The sequence below is a fragment of the Mesorhizobium sp. B2-3-10 genome (genome assembly GCF_006442275.1).
GTDB classification, from domain to species: domain Bacteria; phylum Pseudomonadota; class Alphaproteobacteria; order Rhizobiales; family Rhizobiaceae; genus Mesorhizobium; species Mesorhizobium australicum.
Window position 1 is genome coordinate 422,319 of record NZ_VFVT01000001.1, and the last position, 15,695, is coordinate 438,013.

The window sequence follows — 15,695 nt, forward strand, 5'->3', positions numbered from 1 at the left end:
GGGGCCGGCGCGATTGCCGCCGGCCCCGGCCTTCAGCCCCTATTCGGCGGCCTGCAGGTTGATCTTGCTTTCCGCGATTTCGGTCAGCTTGCGATCCGTCGCCTGCTCTTCCTTGAGATTCTTGGCCAGCACATTGGCGCAGTCGCTGCGGCCGAGCTGCTTGGCCCAGGCGATCAAGGTGCCGTAGCGGGTCATTTCATAGTGCTCGACGGCCTGCGCGGAGGCGATCAGCGCGGCATCCAGAACGTCCTTGTCGTCGACATCGCCGCTGACGTCGTCGGCCTCCTCGAGGATGCCGTCGATGGCCGGGCAGTTGACCTGCTTGGCCTTGACGCCATGCAGCTCGAACACCTGCTCGACGCGTTCGATATGGCCCTTGGTCTGCTCGAGGTGTTTTTCGAAGCCGGCCTTCAATTGCGGATCGGTTGCCTTGTCGACCATCTTCGGCAGCGCCTTCTCGATCTGCTTTTCGGCATAATAGATGTCGCGCAGCGTGTGCACGAAGAGGTCGTCCAGCGTTTTGATGTCCTTCGAAAAGAAGCCCATGATTTCAACCTTTCCATTGCTCTTGCTTGTTCGGGAGATCCCGGCCTTGCCTGGGCAGTGCCTGTGAGCCGGCAATGCCGGTTCTTGGAACTCAACGTCCAGTGGTGGGGCCGGTTCCGAGCGCTCGCGGCCGTACGGCAGGAAATTCCCGGGCGGCACGAAAGTTGAAACACAAGCGCGCCAAGGCGACATTCAAACGAAACATATGTGATGCAAAAGTCACACCAACCGAAATGGTGACAAAAGGCGTCGAAACACCCCGAATCAGCCGCAATCCGGCCATGAAGCGACGGGTTTTCGACCAAAAATTAACATCACGTTCACTGAGTATTCACGCCTCGATGCTATCGTTCTCGCACTTCGGAAGGGACGTCCGAAAATCGGGACAGGGACCAGGTAAAATGAACTTCCTCACGCAACTCATCGGCTATGCCGCCGCCATCCGCGAATTCGTCGCGCCGACCTATCGGCCCGAGCGCTATTACATGCGTGGCCCCGGTCCGGCCTGCGCCCGTCGCGGCACGTCGCTGGGCGCGCACTGACCATGAGCTTCGAAAGCCGCCACAACAGCCGCATCTGCAGGCCGGACGCCGACAGCCGCGCCACCGCCTATCGCGCCGAACGCCCTGTCCTGGCCGACCGCCGGCGTGCGGCAACGCCGCGTCTTTGATGCCGCCATCGGCTGGCTTGGTGTCATAGGACATAAGCAGCCGAGGCCAGCGTGACCGCGCGTCCGCGGACGAGCCATCCCACGCAAGCCGTCCCTCTGAACCCTTCGGTGCAGCCGCTGATCCTCTTCGAGAGCGTCGCGCTTGGTTGCGGCCAATCGGATGAATGCGCGCTACCGCAGCCGGCTCAAGCGATCGGCCACACAGGGTTGGAGCACAATCGCGCCGCCCGCCGCCTTACCCAGTTCGCGGCAATCCTGGGACGTGCACAGCGTCCAGCCACCGGCCGTCGCGCCGGAGGCCGCCAGCACGAGACGGGGCTGCGGCCCGACCTTGGGCGAATAGGCCCACCAGCCATCCTTCAGCACCGCACCTTCCGGCGGCTCCATGCCGGCACCCGAGCCCTTGATACGGGCCTCGACCACTTGCAGGCCGGAGGGCGTCACCTTCCAGTCTTCCTCCCAGCGTGTCCGCTCCACCGAATGCGTCCAGGACAGGGTGAAGGCGGCAACGCCGAGCGTCACGCTCTTGCCGGCGGCGAGGATGCACAGGCTCATGCGGTTTCTCGCCTGAGCAGGATCGCCGCCGCCAGCCGGGTGCCGCTTTTTGCGTTCGCCGACCTTCGCTTCGGGATCATACAGTGACCGACGCTTGCCGGGCACGCCAGACATGCCAGCCGATCCAGGCCAGCGACAGCGCCCAGCCGGTCTCATCGGTCAGCGGCACCGCCGCCACCAGCAGCACGCCGGCGGCGAAGGCGACGAGCCGTTCCCACCAGGCCATGCGCGTGGCAAGGAAGCCGACGGCGGCGGCGCCCCACAGCACGATGCCCATGCAGGCCTTGAGAACGATGTAGGCGACCTCGACGGGATAACCGAACTGGGCGGCGATCGGTCCGGCGTCCTGCAGCATCAGCGCCGGCGTGTAGACCGCCATGAACGGAACGACGAAGCCGGCAATGGCAAGTTTTGTCGCCTGGATACCGATCTTGAGGCCGCTCTCCTTGGCCATGGGTGCGGCGGCAAAGGCGGCCAGCGCCACCGGCGGCGTCAGGTCGGCCATGATGCCGAAATAGAAGACGAACATGTGGCTGACCACCAGCGGCACGCCGAGCGACAGCAGCGCCGGCCCGGCCAGCGACGAGGTGATGATGTAGTTGGGGATGGTCGGGATGCCCATGCCGAGCACCAGGCAGGTCAGCATGGTCAGCACCAGCGACAGGAACAGATTGTTCTCGCCGATCGAGATGATCCAGCCGATGAAGGTCGAGGCGATGCCGGTCAGCGTCAGCGTGCCGATGACGATGCCGACGATGGCGCAGGCAATGCCGACGGGCAGCGCGTTCTTGGCGCCTTCGGCAAGCGAGTCGATGCAGATCCGCAGCGTCTCGCGGCCACCCTTGAAAGCAAGGCAGGCAATGACGAGTGCGGCGATGACAAGGCTGAGGATGTTGACGCCGAATTTCATGAAGGAGGAGGCGGCAAGCCCCAGCGCCAGCCAGAAGACGACGCGGAAGGCGAGCGGCCCGATCAGCGCCGCCAGCGGCGTGCCGAGGATCAGCACGATGGTCAGCGCCAGGCCCATCGTACCGGCGAAGACCGGTGTGTAGCCGGCGAACAGCAGATAGATCAGCGCCGCCAGCGGCAGCACCAGCGGCCAGTGCTGTCGCACCGCGTCCCAGGGGTTCGGCAGGTCCGCCTTGGCCATGCCGCGCAGGCCGGCCTTGCCTGCCTCCAGATGCACCTGCCAGAAACAGGCGCCGAAATAGAGCAGCGCCGGGATGATCGCCGCCTTGACCACATCGGCATAGGGGATGTTCAGCGTCTCGGCCATGATGAAGGCGACCGCGCCCATCACCGGCGGCATGATCTGGCCGCCCATCGAGGAGGTCGCCTCGACGGCGCCGGCAAAGGCCGAGCGGAAGCCGAAGCGCTTCATCAAGGGAATCGTGAACTGGCCGCTGGCCACCACATTGGCGACGCCGGAACCGGAAATGGTGCCCATCAGCGCCGAGGACAGCACGCAGACCTGCGCCGGGCCGCCGCGCCAGGTGCCGACCAGGCCGAGCGCGAAATCGTTGAACAGCGCGATCATCCCGGCGCGTTCGAGGAAGGCGGCAAAGACGACGAAGATGAAGATATAGGCGGCCGAGACATAGATCGGCGTGCCGTAAATGCCTTCGGTGCCGTAGGCGAAGGTGTCGACCAGCTGGGCGAAGTCATAGCCGCGATGGATGAAGGGCGGCGGCAGATGATTGCCGACGAAGCAATAGGCGAGAAAGATGAAGGCGATGGCCGCCAGCGGCAGCCCCATCAGCCGGCGCGCCGCCTCGAAGACCAACACCACCAGCACCGCGCCGACGATCAGGTCCGGCGTGGTGAGGAAGCCGGAGCGCCGGATGAGGTCGGTATAGAACACCCAATTGTACAGGCCGGTGCCGAAGCCGAGCACTCCCAGCGTCCAGAACGCGGCCTTGGCCGGCAGGCTGGTGGCGCGCAGATTGGCGATCAGGCCGAAGCCGAGCAGCAGCAGGAAGCCGACATGCATGGCCCGCACCACCTGGCTCGGCAGGCTGCCATAGGCGGCGATGTAGATCTGGAAGGCGGAAAAAGCGACCGCGATGGCGAAGGCCGCCTTGCCGGCGATGCCGTCGCCGAAACCCGGCGGCAGTCCTTCTACCTGCTCTTCGGCGACGGGGAGATGGAAGGTGGAGGATTTGCCGTCGACTGCTTCGCTCATCCGACGCACTCCAAAATGAGCGAATGATAGTGCGAGGCGCGTCGCGAAGACATCTCAGATAGTCCTCGCCTACTTCAGCAGCCCCTTCTCCTTGTAATACCGCTCCGCGCCCGGATGCAGCGGCACCGGCATGCCGTCGAGGGCCTTGGCCGGGTCGATCGCCTTGGCGGCGGCGTGCGCAGCGGCAAGCTGGTCGAGATGCTCGAACATCTGCTTGGTCATCTGGTAGGCGGTCTCATCCGAGACATCGGCCCGGGTGATGAGGAAATTGCCGACGGCGGCTGTCGCGACATCCTCTGCCTGGCCCTCATAGGTGCCCTTGGGAATGACCACCGACAGATAGGGCGAGCCGATCTTGGCGACGTCTTCGGCCGGCACCGCAACGACATTGATCGGCAAGGAGGTGGCGAGATCGCGGATCGAGGCGACGCCCAGCCCGGCCGATTGCAGCGTGGCGTCGAGCTGGCGGTTCTTGATCAGCTCGACCGATTCGGCGAAGGGCAGATATTCGACGCGGCCGAGGTCCTCGTATTTCAGCCCGGCGGCGGCGAAGATGGCCCGCGCGTTGAGCTCGGTGCCCGATGCCGGCGCGCCGACCGACAAGCTCTTGCCCTTGAGGTCGGCGAGCGTCTTGATGCCGGATTCCTGGCTGGCGACGATCTGGATGTAATTGGGATAGATGGCGGCGATGCCGCGCAGCTTGTCCAGCTTGCCGGGGAAGCCGGCCTCGGCATTGCCCTCGGCGGCCATCTTGACGGAATCGCCGAGCGCGAACGCGATCTCGCCCTTGCCCTGCTGCAGGAGGTTGAGGTTCTCGACCGAGGCCTTGGTCGCCTGCACCTGGGTGCGGGCGCCCTCGATGCCCTTGCCGTAGATTTCCGACAGTGCCACGCCGAGCGGATAATAGACGCCCGAAGTGCCGCCGGTCAGCACATTGATGAATTCCTGCGCGGTGGCGGACACCGCACCAAGGCCAAGGGAAAGCGCCATCGCGCCGGCAGCAATAAACGTCTTTCTGAAGTTCAACATCCGGTTTCCTCCCTGAAATATTGGCCGCATCGCCTCCCTGACGCGAACCGGGCGAGTTTAGACAGCGGAGGGGAAATGCCAACCCGCAATTCCGCTCGTTAGACGAATGGTTGAGAGTGTCGCCAAACATATGCCCGCTTGCACAAGGCGCGGCCGGAGCCGAAAGTTTTTCCAGCGCCTGTCGAAATCGGCCAAGGTCGCGCGACATACGTTCGGCCCGCAACGAAGCGGCCTTCGAAACCACGGGAGAAGACCCATGCGATACATGCTTATGATTTACGCCGACGAAGCCGCGATGGCGAACGTGCCGACCGAGGCGACCTATCAGATGAGCGCCGCCTATGACGCCTACACGGAAGCGCTGAAGAAGTCCGGCACCTGGCTGGCCGGCGACAGGCTGCGCCCGAGCCAGGCGACCACCCTGGTCCGGATGACTGACGGTAAGACCAGCGTGCTCGACGGCCCCTATGCCGACACCAAGGAGCAGCTTGCCGGCTTCTACATGATCGAAGCCGAGGACGCCGACGCCGCGATCGCCTGGGCGGCGCGCTGTCCGGCGGCCAGCACCGGGACTGTCGAGGTGCGGCCGATCTGGGAAATGGCCGACTATCTGCCCAGGAAATGACGGCGTGATGGACACACGCCCCGAAATCGCCCGGGTGGCCGCCGAGACGGCCGCCCGGCAGAGCTACGGCAAGCTGGTCGCCTGGCTGGCGGCGCGCACGCGCGACGTGGCTGCCGCGGAGGATGCTCTGGCCGACGCCTTTGCGGCGGCGCTTGAACGCTGGCCGCGCACCGGCGTGCCGGAAAAGCCGGAAGCCTGGTTGCTCGCGGTGGCAAGGCGGCGGCGTGTCGACGCGGTGCGGCGGCGGCTGACCAGCGAAGCCGGCCGCGACCATCTCAAGCTGATTGCCGAGGAGGCGGAGGCGCGCATGACCGATGAGGACCTGCCCGACGAACGATTGCGGCTGATGTTCGCCTGCGCCCATCCGGCGATCGAACCGGGCGTGCGGGCGCCGCTGATCCTGCAGACCATCCTCGGCTTCGATGCCGCGACGATCGCTTCCGCTTTCCTGCTCTCGCCGTCAACGATGGGCCAGCGCCTGGTGCGCGCCAAGAGCCGCATCCGCGAGACCGGCATTCCGTTCCGCGTACCGGAGCGAGCCGAACTCGGCGAAAGGCTGGACGCGGTGCTGGAGGCGATCTACGCCGCTTTCGCCGAGGGCTGGTCCGACCCGGCCGGTACCGAGACGCGGCGCCGGAACCTCGCCACCGAAGGCATCTGGCTCGGCCGGCTGGTGGCCTCGCTGCTGCCGGACGAACCGGAAGCGCTGGGCCTGCTGGCTCTGATGCTGTTCGCCGAAGCGCGCCGCGCCGCGCGTCGCGACACGGCCGGAGAGTATGTGCCGCTCGCCGAGCAGGACCATGCACTGTGGGATCACGCCCTGGTCGACGAGGCCGAAGCCCTGCTCTGCCGTGCCGCCGCCATGGGCACGATCGGCCGCTATCAGCTCGAGGCGGCGGTCCAGTCGGCGCATGTGGCGCGACGGCTGAGCGGCCGCACCGACTGGGCGGCGATCCGCGCGCTCTACGAAGCGCTGTTTTCGATCGCGGGATCACCGGTCGTGGCGATCAACCGCGCGGTGGCGATCGCCGAGACCGAGGGCGCGGTGGCGGGGTTGGCGGCTCTTTACGTGCTGGGAGACGACAAGCGGCTCAATGACTACCAGCCCTACTGGGCCGCGCGGGCCGGCCTGCTGGCCAGGCTCGGCCAGGCACCGCAGGCGCTCGAAGCCTATGATCGGGCGATCGGCCTCGAGCGCGATCCGGCGGTGCGCCGCTTCCTGCAGGCAAGACGCGCCGCGCTCATACAGTGAAGTGTCCGCTCAGGCCGGCCACATTTCGTGCGACGTGTTGAGCGTCTTCATGAGCGGATGCTCGCGCAACCGCGCCCACAGGCGTTCGATACCGGGCCAGGCCGCCCGCGCCATGTCGATGTCGGGATGCCAGGCCACCAGCATGACGAGATAGATGTCGGCCAGCGACATCTGATCGCCGGCGAGCCAGTCGCGGTTGCGCAAGGCTGCATCGACGACGGCAAACCCGCGGTCCATCTCGGCGACCGCCGCCTGTTTCACCGCCTTCGTGCCCTCGGCATCCGTCGTGTAGCGATGGGCGTAGTAGAGCCGCAGCATCGCCGGGTAGAGCACCGAGGACATGAACGCCATCCAGCGCAGGAACTCCGCGCGCGCCGGTTCATCGGCGGTCGGCGCCAGGCCGGCTTGCGGGTGGCGCTCGGCGAGCAGGATGCAGATCGCCGCCGATTCGGTGACCGAGCGTCCGTCCGGCAAGGTCAGCACCGGCACCTGGTTCAACGGGCTGATGGCGAGGAAGGCCGGATCGGGCGCCTCGCTCTTCAGCACGTCGATCTGCTGGAAAGGCGCATCGATCAGCGCCAGCGCCGCCTCGACGACAAAGCCGCCGCTGCCCGGACGCGTGTAGAGCTTGTACATGAAATCCTCCCCCCGGCCCGAACCAGGGCGCGCTCGAGATTTGCACCGGAAGCAGGGGCTACTCAAGTCGGGTAAGGACTCCACGGCAGGTTTTTCAACGGGCCAGGCTCAGGACGCTAAACAAGCTACGTTAGCGCTGCTGTTCTTGGGTATCGAAGCCTAAGCTCCCAGCCCCTCGAACAGGATCGTCGACAGATACCGCTCGGCGAAATCGGGGATGACCACGACCAGGGTCTTGCCCTTGTTCTCGGGCCGCGAGCCGACGACGATGGCCGCCTGCAGGGCCGCGCCCGAGGAGATGCCGACCGGCACGCCTTCGAGGCGGGCGATGAGGCGCGCATTGGCGACCGAATCCTCGTTCGAGACCTTGACGATCTCGTCATAGACCGTGGTGTCGAGGATTTTTGGCGCGAAGCCGGCGCCGATGCCCTGGATCTTGTGCGGGCCGGGCTGGCCGCCCGACAGGACCGGCGAAGCATCCGGCTCGACGGCGACGACATGCAGCGCGGGCTGGCGCTTCTTCAAAACCTGGCCGACGCCGGTGATGGTGCCGCCAGTGCCGATGCCGGCGATGAAGATGTCGATCCCGCCCTGGGTGTCGTTCCAGATTTCCTCCGCCGTCGTCTTGCGATGGATCTCTGGATTGGCCGGGTTTTCGAACTGCTGCGGAATGATGGCGTTGGGGATCGTCGCGGCCAGTTCGTCGGCCTTGGCGATGGCGCCCTTCATGCCTTTCGGGCCTTCGGTCAGCACCAGTTCGGCGCCGAGCAGCGCCAGCATCTTGCGGCGCTCGACCGACATTGTCTCCGGCATGGTCAGGATCAGCTTGTAGCCCTTGGCGGCGGCGGCGAAGGCGAGCGCGATGCCGGTGTTGCCGGATGTCGGTTCGATCAGCGTGGTCTTGCCGGGGGCAATCTTGCCGGCCGCTTCCAGCGCCTCGATCATCGCTACGCCGATACGGTCCTTGACCGAGGCGATCGGATTGAAGAATTCGAGCTTGGCGACCAGATTGGCGACGATGCCCTTCTCCTTGGCGAACTTGTCGAGCCGTACCAGGGGCGTGTCGCCGATCGTGTCGGTGATGGAATCGTAGATGCGGCCGCGGCCGGGCACGCGGGCTGAAGTGACGGGCTTGTTCATTGGTTTCGCTCCCTGGATTTCAGGCAATTGGCAGTAGCCGACAGAATAGGGCTTTCAACCGCGCAAGATAGGCTGCGGCTGGAAAATATCCGAGTGGGGCGCGTGCTGAAAACGCCTGGCACTCGGAAAAGCATTTCCCGAAACAGCCGAAGTAGGGAATGGTTTGGCCGAAACGACCTACTGACGAGCGGCGATCGCCGCCGCCGCGCCAACCATGAAGGCGCCGGCAGTGCGGTTCAGCACCTTCAGCGCGCGCGGCGACTTCAGGAACCAGCGCGCCTTGGCCGCCAGCGCCAGGTAAGGCACCAGCACGACGAACAGGACGACGACCGTCAGCGCGACGAGAATGCCGTAATCGGCAAGCGCGATCGTCTTCAGGTCGACGATGGTCGGCGTGATGGCGAGGTAGAAGATCATCGTCTTGGGGTTGCCGAGCGTCACGGTGAGGCCGGCGACGAAGCTCGACAGCAAGCCGCCCTTTCCCTTCCTGGCTTCGACGGTTTCAGGTGTGATGCCGGCGGTCCAGAAGCGCCAGCCGAGGAAAGCCAGGTAGGCGACGCCGGCCCATTTGATGGCCAGGAAAACCATGCCGAACTCCTGCGCGACGAAGGCGAGGCCCAGCACTACGGCGGTCAGGTAGGTGAGATCGCCCAGCATGAGTCCGAAGGACATGGCCAGCGACGAGCGAAAGCCCGAGCCCAGCGCACGCGCGACCAGCGCGGTGATGCCGGGGCCAGGAATGGCGGCGGCGATACCGAGTGCGGCACTATAGGCGAGGAATCCGGTGAGGGTCATGGCGCTGGCGTCCAAGGGCAGTCGCGCCCTTGTCGCACGAGGCGGCCTCGGGGAGAACGCCCTGAGCGCGGGATTCGCTTGCACCAGACGGCAATGGCCCGGTTCGCAAGCAAGGGTCAGGAGCGGTCGCCACTATAAGTCACGCGCCAGATCGTGCCGTTGCCGTCCTCGGAGACGATCAAGGATCCGTCGCCGGCCGCCGCAACGCCGACCGGGCGGCCCCACACCTCGCCGTTCGAAACGACGAAGCCGGTCATGAAATCCTCGTATTCGCCGGTTGGCTTGCCGTCCTTGAACAGAAGCCGGACCACCTTGTAGCCGGTCCTGTTGCCGCGGTTCCACGAACCGTGCAGGGCAACGAACGCGTCGCCTCGATACGCCTGGGGAAATCCGGCGTCGGCGGGCAAATCCTTGCCATCGTAGAAGGCGATGTTGAGCGGCGCCGAATGCGCCTGCATCAGCACGTCGGGACTGTCAGCCTTGCCGGCGAGGTCGGGGCGCTCGCCCCTGTGGCGCGGGTCCTCATTGTCGCCGATATAATACCAGGGCCAGCCATAGAAGGCGCCTTCCCTGACCGATGTCGCGTATTCGGCGGGCACATTGTCGCCGAGCCCGTCGCGCTCGTTGACGACACACCATAGCGCGCCGGTCGCCGGCTGGACGGTCATGCCCGAACAGTTGCGCAAGCCGGTGGCCACTGTGCGACCGTTCTTACCGTCGGGGTCGAAGGCCCGGACCTCGGCCCGGCCCGCCTCGGAACCCCAACTGGCGCCGAGCGGCTTAGCCTTGACCCAGGCGTCGAGCCCGCCCCTGGGCCTCTTGCCCATGTCCTCGGCGACATTCGAGCCGGAGCCGACGGAAAGATAAAGTGTCTTGCCGTCGGGCGAGAAGGCGATGTCGCGGGTCCAGTGGTGGGTCGAAGGAATGTCGGCGACGATGGTTTGCGGCTCGCCCGAGGCCTTCAGGTCGCCATTGCCGTAGGCAAAACGCACGATGCTGTCGCTGTTGGCGACGTAGACCCATTGCGGGTCCTTGCCCGGGGGATAGAAGGCAATGCCATAGGGCCGGTTGAGACCGCCGGCAAAGATGCTTTTCTCAGCGGCTTTCGCGCTGCCCTTCGCCAGGCGATAGAGGCGGAGCTGGTTGGCCTTGCTGTCGGCAACGAACAGGTCGCCATTGGGCGCGATGCGCACGACGCGCGGATTGTCGATCCCCGAGGCGATCAACTCGGCCGAAAACCCCGGCGGCAAATGCGGCTTTGCGTCCGCCGGCATGTCGATCACGCCGGCGCTGTTGGAGACGGATTTGGTGACATAGGGCTTCGGCAGGTCTTCCGGCTTGATCAGCCGGCGCACGCCGGGCCTGTCCGCCCGCCAGTCGCCGAAGGCGGCCGGGCCTTTGAGCACAGGCTGGTCGGCTTGCTGGGCGAGCGCCGCTGTCGTGACAAACAGTGCGGACATCGCCAGTCCGGCTAACCGCATCACTTCCTCCAATCCGTCATGAAGGAAAGCAACGATCGGTTTGCCCGTGGGTTCCGTTCGCACGATGCGCAAAACTTCTCGGATCAGGTCCCGGCAGCGTAAAAATCGTCGTCCAGGCGTTTTTCCAATTCAACGAGATCGGCCGGCAATGGCAGGCCCATGGCGCGCATCTCGCGCAGTTTTTCGCGCAGCTGTTCCTGAATTTCGTGCTGGTCCTCCGGCTGGTTGACCATCTCCTCGAGCAGCAGACTGATCTGGGCCTTGAACGATTCCAGCGCCATTCTTTTTCTCCTTTGCAGCCTGTCTGGATTTACGGTCCCGCCAGGAAAGTCGTTCGCGGTCGAATTCCGGCATGGAAACCAAAGCAATAATTCCTCGGACTCCTTACCTCAGCATGCGGGAAATCAGCTGTGCCGTATAATCCACCATCGGCACGATGCGGGCATAGTTCAGCCTTGTAGGGCCGATGACGCCGAGCGCGCCGACGACGCGGGCGTCCTTGTCGCGATAGGGCGCCACCACCAGCGACGAGCCCGACAGCGAGAACAGCTTGTTTTCCGAGCCGATGAAGATGCGCACGCCCGATCCCTGCTCGGCGAGGTCGAGCAGCTGGATCAGCCCGTCCTGCGTCTCCATGTCCTCGAACAGGTGGCGCAAGAGTTCGATGTCGGCCTGGGCGGTGACGTTTTCCAGCAGATTGGCGCGGCCGCGCACGATGAGCCGGGCAGGCAGGCCGCTTTCGGCGCCCGCCCACACCGCAAGCCCCTTCTCGACGAGGTCCTGCGACAGCGTGTCGAGGGCGGCTCTCGTCTCTTCCTTGATGCGGGCGATCTCGGTGCGCGCCTCGGCCAGCGTGCGGCCACGAATATGCGCGTTGAGGAAATTCGAGGCCTCGTGCAGTTGCGAGACGGTGATGCCGGCGGGCAACTCGACGACACGGTTTTCGACATCGCCATTCTGCGACACCAGCACGGCAAGCGCCTTGGTCGGCTCCAGCTGGATAAATTCGATGTGCTTCAGCGCCACCTCGTTCTTGGCGGCCAGCACCAGGCCGGCGCCGCGTGACATGCCCGACAGCATCTGGCTGGCCTCGGTCAGCATATGCTCCAGCGTCGCGCCGGAGCCGGAGGCCCGCACCTGCGCTTCGATAGTACGACGCTCCTCGTCGGAGAGGTCGCCAAGCTCCATGAAGGCATCGACGAAGAAACGCAGGCCAGCCTGGGTTGGCAGGCGCCCGGCCGAGATGTGCGGCGCGTAGATCAGCCCGAGATGCTCGAGGTCGCTCATCACGTTGCGGATGGTGGCGGGCGACAGCGAGGACGGCAGGATGCGCGACAGGCTGCGCGAGCCCACGGGTTCGCCGTCCCGCAGATAGGAATCGACGATGCGCCGGAAGATGTCGCGCGAGCGCATGTCGAGTGACTGAAGAGCCAGCGACTGCGAGGCGGGATCGACTGCCTTGGTCATTCGGCTAAAAACCTCCGGTTCAAGGATATAGACTTCGGTGGGCCGCGCGCAACCCGGTGTCTGTGTCGGGTCACCGCCCCTTTTCCTTTGCGCCGTGCCCTGCATGCGTCTAAAAGCCGGCCACGATTCAAAAAAATGACAAGAAAGCAGGCCGAATGCGCCCCTCCAAACGCCAATTCGACGAAATGCGCGCCATATCCTTCGAGCGCGGCGTCTCCAAGCATGCCGAAGGCTCGTGCCTGGTGAAGTTCGGCGACACGCATGTCCTGTGCACCGCCAGCCTCGAGGAAAAGGTGCCTGGCTGGATGCGCAATTCCGGCAAGGGCTGGGTGACGGCCGAATATGGCATGCTGCCGCGCTCGACAGGCGAGCGCATGCGCCGCGAGGCCTCCGCCGGCAAGCAGGGCGGCCGCACGCTGGAGATTCAGCGGCTGATCGGCCGTTCGCTGCGCGCCGTGGTCGACCTGCAGGCGCTGGGCGAACAGCAGATCACCGTCGACTGCGACGTCATCCAGGCCGATGGCGGCACCCGCACCGCTTCGATCACCGGCGGCTGGGTGGCGCTGTATGACTGCCTGCGCTGGATGGAAGCGCGGCAGATGGCCAGTGTTTCGAAAGTGCTGAAGGATCATGTCGCGGCGATTTCCTGCGGCATCCATGACGGCCAGCCGGTCATCGATCTCGATTATATCGAGGATTCCTCGGCCGGCACCGACGCCAATTTCGTCATGACCGGCAAGGGCGGCATCGTCGAGATCCAGGGCACCGCCGAGGGCGAGCCCTTCTCCGAAGAGCAGTTCGCGGCCTTGATGGGCCTGGCCAAGAAGGGCATTTCCCGGTTGGTCAGCCTGCAGCAGATGGCGGTGGCCTGAGTTTTCGATGCCGAGCCTGGGCGCCCCCCTCTGGCCTGCCGGCCATCTCCCCCGCAAGGGGGAGATCGGATGTTGTCGAGAGCTTCGCCAATAATCAGCATAGAATACCACGAGCCGGCGCTCGCGCTGCCAATCTCCCTCCTTGCGGGGGAGATGGCCGGCAGGGCAGAGGGGGGCGCCTCGTGACACCCTCCGCCATTCTGGAATCCGCCCTCTATGTCACCGACCTCGCTGAAGCAGAGGTCTTCTACACCGATATCCTCGGCCTCACTCTCCTCGGCAAGGTTGACGGCCGCCACCTTTTCTTCCGCTGTGGCCCGGGCGTCCTGCTCGTCTTCAACGCCGAGGCGACCAGAATTCCGCCCGCGCCGGACGCAAGGCTGAAAGTGCCGCCGCACGGCACGGTCGGCGAAGGCCATCTGTGCTTTGCCGCGAGCGCCGCTGAAATCGAGCTTTGGAAAACCCATCTCTTGGCGAAGAAAATCGCCATCGAAAGCGAATTCGAATGGCCGCAAGGTGGCCGTTCGATCTATATACGCGACCCTTCGGGCAATTCGATCGAGTTCGCCGAGCCGAGAATCTGGGGCCTTTGATGCATTCGCCAAACCTCCATACGCTTGATGGCAAGAAGATCGTCGTCGCCAGCCACAATGAAGGCAAGCTGCGCGAATTCGCCGAGCTGATGGGGCCGTTCGGTTTCGAGGCGAAATCGGCCAAGGCGTATGGCCTGCCCGAACCGGACGAAACCGGCACCACCTTCGAGGAAAACGCCTACATCAAGGCCTTTGCCGCCGCAAAGGCGACTGGCCTGCCGGCACTCTCGGACGATTCCGGCCTCTGTGTCGACGCGCTCGACGGCGCGCCCGGCGTCTATACCGCGAACTGGGCCGAGACTCCGGACGGTTCGCGCGATTTCGCCATGGCCATGCAGCGCACCGAAGTGGCGATGCAGGAAGTCGGCGCGGCCACGCCCGAACGGCGCACGGGCCGCTTTGTCGCCGTCATCTGCCTCGCCTTTCCCGACGGCGAGGCCGAATATTATCGCGGCGAGGCCGAGGGCACGCTGGTCTGGCCGCCGCGCGGCGAGCTCGGCTTCGGCTACGATCCGGTGTTTTTGCCCAATGGCTTCGACAAGACCTTCGGCGAGATGAGCGCGGAGGAAAAGCACGGCTGGAAACCCGGCCAGGCGACGGCGCTGTCGCACCGCGCCCGCGCCTTCCAGAAATTCGCCCAAGCCCGGCTTGGTTCGGTGAGGCCTGGCTCGGCATGATCGGACCCGGCACCACCATGGCGCTCGACCGCGGTCCCGGCTTCGGCGTCTACGTGCATTGGCCGTTCTGCGCCGCCAAGTGCCCGTATTGCGACTTCAACAGCCATGTCCGCCACCAGCCGGTCGACCAGGAGCGCTTCGCCGCCGCCTTCGAGGCCGAGTTGGCAACGATGCGCCAGCGCACCGGGCCACGCGAAGTGACCAGCATCTTCCTCGGCGGCGGCACGCCGTCGCTGATGAAGCCGGAAACCGTGGCCAGGGTTCTGGACGCCGTGGCCAGGAATTGGACAGTGCCTGACGGCATCGAGGTGACGCTCGAGGCCAACCCGTCCTCGGTCGAGGCGGAGCGGTTTCGCGGTTACCGCGCCGCCGGTGTCAACCGCGTCTCGCTCGGCGTGCAGGCGCTGAACGACAAGGATTTGCGCTTTCTCGGCCGGCTGCACAATGTAAGCGAAGCCTTGCACGCCATCGGGCTCGCGCGCGAAATCTTTCCGCGCCTGTCCTTCGACCTGATCTATGCGCGGCCTGGGCAGACGCCGGAGGATTGGCAGGCGGAACTCGAACAGGCGATCGGCCATGCCGCCGACCACCTGTCGCTCTACCAGCTGACCATCGAGGAAGGCACGCCCTTCCATGCGCTGCACGCGGCGAAGAAATTCGTCGTTCCCGACAACGACCACGCCGCCGATCTCTATGCACTGACGCAGGAAATCACGTCGGCGCACGGCCTGCCGGCCTACGAGATCTCCAACCACGCCAGGCCGGGGGCCGAGAGCCGGCACAATCTGACCTATTGGCGCTACGGCGAATATGTCGGCGTCGGCCCCGGCGCGCATGGCCGCTTCGTCGAGAACGGCCATCGTGTGGTGACCATCGCCGAACGGATGCCGGAAACCTGGGCCAATCTGGTCGAGGCCAAGGGCCATGGCATCACCGGCGGCGAGCTGCTGACGCGCTCCGAAGAGGCGGACGAGTTTCTTTTGATGGGGCTGAGGCTCGCCGAAGGCATCGACCTCTCGCGTTATGAGGCCTTCTCCGGGCGCGGGCTGTCGAGCGCTCGGCTGTCGGTGCTGCAGGGTGAGGGGCTGGTGGCGCCGATCGGCAACGCCCGCCTGCGCGCCACGCCGGCCGGCATGATCGTGCTCGACGCCGTGGTGGCGGACTTGGCGCGCTAA

18 protein-coding genes are annotated in these 15,695 nt (G+C 65.4%); 8 read left to right on the forward strand and 10 right to left on the reverse strand.

Translation table 11 applies throughout. The annotated features are described in order from the left end of the window. Positions 1 to 39: 39 nt before the first annotated feature. Positions 40 to 546 carry a ferritin-like domain-containing protein gene (locus FJ943_RS02150; RefSeq protein WP_015314781.1) on the reverse strand — a complete coding sequence of 169 codons (507 nt, stop codon included), beginning with the start codon at positions 544 to 546 and terminating at the stop codon, positions 40 to 42. A gap of 401 nt (positions 547 to 947) precedes the next feature. On the opposite strand from FJ943_RS02150, the gene FJ943_RS02155 reads away from it, so the two are divergent. Together FJ943_RS02155 and FJ943_RS30120 are read left to right on the forward strand one after the other, a co-directional pair. Further along, a complete protein-coding gene (locus FJ943_RS02155; protein ID WP_015314782.1) occupies positions 948 to 1,088 on the forward strand; it encodes a hypothetical protein in 141 nt (46 codons plus the stop codon). A gap of 2 nt (positions 1,089 to 1,090) precedes the next feature. After that, entirely contained in the window at positions 1,091 to 1,216 is a 126-nt protein-coding gene (locus FJ943_RS30120) for a hypothetical protein (RefSeq protein ID WP_263484918.1), read from the forward strand. Positions 1,217 to 1,387: 171 nt separating this feature from the next. Here the strand turns inward: FJ943_RS30120 and FJ943_RS02160 are convergent, their stop codons facing one another. From FJ943_RS02160 to FJ943_RS02170, 3 genes are all read right to left on the reverse strand, one after another. Further along, positions 1,388 to 1,771, reverse strand: a complete 384-nt coding sequence (locus FJ943_RS02160; RefSeq protein WP_140719547.1) for a DUF1850 domain-containing protein — start codon at positions 1,769 to 1,771, stop codon at positions 1,388 to 1,390. A 76-nt stretch (positions 1,772 to 1,847) separates the two neighbouring features. Further along, on the reverse strand, positions 1,848 to 3,953 hold the full coding sequence (locus FJ943_RS02165; RefSeq protein ID WP_140719549.1) for a TRAP transporter permease: 2,106 nt from the start codon (positions 3,951 to 3,953) through the stop codon (positions 1,848 to 1,850). Between the two features lie 69 nt (positions 3,954 to 4,022). After that, positions 4,023 to 4,982 carry a TAXI family TRAP transporter solute-binding subunit gene (locus FJ943_RS02170; protein WP_140660352.1) on the reverse strand — a complete coding sequence of 320 codons (960 nt, stop codon included), beginning with the start codon at positions 4,980 to 4,982 and terminating at the stop codon, positions 4,023 to 4,025. A 256-nt stretch (positions 4,983 to 5,238) separates the two neighbouring features. Between FJ943_RS02170 and FJ943_RS02175 the strand changes: the two genes are divergently transcribed. Both FJ943_RS02175 and FJ943_RS02180 read left to right on the forward strand, forming a co-directional pair. Further along, entirely contained in the window at positions 5,239 to 5,607 is a 369-nt protein-coding gene (locus FJ943_RS02175) for a YciI family protein (protein WP_015314786.1), read from the forward strand. A 7-nt stretch (positions 5,608 to 5,614) separates the two neighbouring features. Beyond that, a complete protein-coding gene (locus FJ943_RS02180; RefSeq protein WP_140720349.1) occupies positions 5,615 to 6,859 on the forward strand; it encodes an RNA polymerase sigma factor in 1,245 nt (414 codons plus the stop codon). A 9-nt stretch (positions 6,860 to 6,868) separates the two neighbouring features. Here the strand turns inward: FJ943_RS02180 and FJ943_RS02185 are convergent, their stop codons facing one another. From FJ943_RS02185 to hrcA, 6 genes are all read right to left on the reverse strand, one after another. Then, positions 6,869 to 7,495, reverse strand: a complete 627-nt coding sequence (locus FJ943_RS02185) for a glutathione S-transferase family protein (RefSeq protein WP_140719551.1) — start codon at positions 7,493 to 7,495, stop codon at positions 6,869 to 6,871. Positions 7,496 to 7,654: 159 nt separating this feature from the next. Next, positions 7,655 to 8,635, reverse strand: a complete 981-nt coding sequence (gene cysK, locus FJ943_RS02190; protein WP_140712085.1) for a cysteine synthase A — start codon at positions 8,633 to 8,635, stop codon at positions 7,655 to 7,657. A gap of 177 nt (positions 8,636 to 8,812) precedes the next feature. Further along, the gene (locus FJ943_RS02195; RefSeq protein WP_140712087.1) at positions 8,813 to 9,430 is read right to left on the reverse strand and encodes a LysE family translocator; all 618 of its coding nucleotides are present in this window, start codon (positions 9,428 to 9,430) and stop codon (positions 8,813 to 8,815) included. Positions 9,431 to 9,546: 116 nt separating this feature from the next. Beyond that, a complete protein-coding gene (locus tag FJ943_RS02200) occupies positions 9,547 to 10,890 on the reverse strand; it encodes a sorbosone dehydrogenase family protein (RefSeq protein WP_246671812.1) in 1,344 nt (447 codons plus the stop codon). Positions 10,891 to 10,994: 104 nt separating this feature from the next. Then, complete coding sequence (locus FJ943_RS02205; protein ID WP_015314792.1) at positions 10,995 to 11,192, reverse strand: hypothetical protein; 198 nt, start codon at positions 11,190 to 11,192, stop codon at positions 10,995 to 10,997. Between the two features lie 103 nt (positions 11,193 to 11,295). Continuing rightward, positions 11,296 to 12,378 carry a heat-inducible transcriptional repressor HrcA gene (gene hrcA, locus FJ943_RS02210; RefSeq protein ID WP_015314793.1) on the reverse strand — a complete coding sequence of 361 codons (1,083 nt, stop codon included), beginning with the start codon at positions 12,376 to 12,378 and terminating at the stop codon, positions 11,296 to 11,298. 155 nt (positions 12,379 to 12,533) lie between these two features. Between hrcA and rph the strand changes: the two genes are divergently transcribed. From rph to hemW, 4 genes are all read left to right on the forward strand, one after another. Further along, positions 12,534 to 13,250, forward strand: a complete 717-nt coding sequence (rph, locus tag FJ943_RS02215) for a ribonuclease PH (RefSeq protein ID WP_015314794.1) — start codon at positions 12,534 to 12,536, stop codon at positions 13,248 to 13,250. A 182-nt stretch (positions 13,251 to 13,432) separates the two neighbouring features. Then, entirely contained in the window at positions 13,433 to 13,843 is a 411-nt protein-coding gene (locus FJ943_RS02225; protein ID WP_140719553.1) for a VOC family protein, read from the forward strand. After that, on the forward strand, positions 13,843 to 14,520 hold the full coding sequence (gene rdgB / locus FJ943_RS02230) for an RdgB/HAM1 family non-canonical purine NTP pyrophosphatase (RefSeq protein WP_015314796.1): 678 nt from the start codon (positions 13,843 to 13,845) through the stop codon (positions 14,518 to 14,520). The genes FJ943_RS02225 and rdgB overlap by 1 nt, the downstream gene beginning before the upstream one ends. Next, on the forward strand, positions 14,517 to 15,695 hold the full coding sequence (hemW, locus tag FJ943_RS02235) for a radical SAM family heme chaperone HemW (RefSeq protein ID WP_140719555.1): 1,179 nt from the start codon (positions 14,517 to 14,519) through the stop codon (positions 15,693 to 15,695). Before rdgB ends, hemW begins: the two co-directional genes overlap by 4 nt.

Bases quoted from the DNA above. Each gene is read 5' to 3' on its own strand.
- FJ943_RS02150 (WP_015314781.1), bottom strand. From the start codon at position 546: ATGGGCTTCTTTTCGAAGGACATCAAAACGCTGGACGACCTCTTCGTG.
- FJ943_RS02155 (WP_015314782.1), top strand. From the start codon at position 948: ATGAACTTCCTCACGCAACTCATCGGCTATGCCGCCGCCATCCGCGAA.
- FJ943_RS30120 (WP_263484918.1), top strand. From the start codon at position 1,091: ATGAGCTTCGAAAGCCGCCACAACAGCCGCATCTGCAGGCCGGACGCC.
- FJ943_RS02160 (WP_140719547.1), bottom strand. From the start codon at position 1,771: ATGAGCCTGTGCATCCTCGCCGCCGGCAAGAGCGTGACGCTCGGCGTT.
- FJ943_RS02165 (WP_140719549.1), bottom strand. From the start codon at position 3,953: ATGAGCGAAGCAGTCGACGGCAAATCCTCCACCTTCCATCTCCCCGTC.
- FJ943_RS02170 (WP_140660352.1), bottom strand. From the start codon at position 4,982: ATGTTGAACTTCAGAAAGACGTTTATTGCTGCCGGCGCGATGGCGCTT.
- FJ943_RS02175 (WP_015314786.1), top strand. From the start codon at position 5,239: ATGCGATACATGCTTATGATTTACGCCGACGAAGCCGCGATGGCGAAC.
- FJ943_RS02180 (WP_140720349.1), top strand. From the start codon at position 5,615: ATGGACACACGCCCCGAAATCGCCCGGGTGGCCGCCGAGACGGCCGCC.
- FJ943_RS02185 (WP_140719551.1), bottom strand. From the start codon at position 7,495: ATGTACAAGCTCTACACGCGTCCGGGCAGCGGCGGCTTTGTCGTCGAG.
- cysK (WP_140712085.1), bottom strand. From the start codon at position 8,635: ATGAACAAGCCCGTCACTTCAGCCCGCGTGCCCGGCCGCGGCCGCATC.
- FJ943_RS02195 (WP_140712087.1), bottom strand. From the start codon at position 9,430: ATGACCCTCACCGGATTCCTCGCCTATAGTGCCGCACTCGGTATCGCC.
- FJ943_RS02200 (WP_246671812.1), bottom strand. From the start codon at position 10,890: ATGTCCGCACTGTTTGTCACGACAGCGGCGCTCGCCCAGCAAGCCGAC.
- FJ943_RS02205 (WP_015314792.1), bottom strand. From the start codon at position 11,192: ATGGCGCTGGAATCGTTCAAGGCCCAGATCAGTCTGCTGCTCGAGGAG.
- hrcA (WP_015314793.1), bottom strand. From the start codon at position 12,378: ATGACCAAGGCAGTCGATCCCGCCTCGCAGTCGCTGGCTCTTCAGTCA.
- rph (WP_015314794.1), top strand. From the start codon at position 12,534: ATGCGCCCCTCCAAACGCCAATTCGACGAAATGCGCGCCATATCCTTC.
- rdgB (WP_015314796.1), top strand. From the start codon at position 13,843: ATGCATTCGCCAAACCTCCATACGCTTGATGGCAAGAAGATCGTCGTC.
- hemW (WP_140719555.1), top strand. From the start codon at position 14,517: ATGATCGGACCCGGCACCACCATGGCGCTCGACCGCGGTCCCGGCTTC.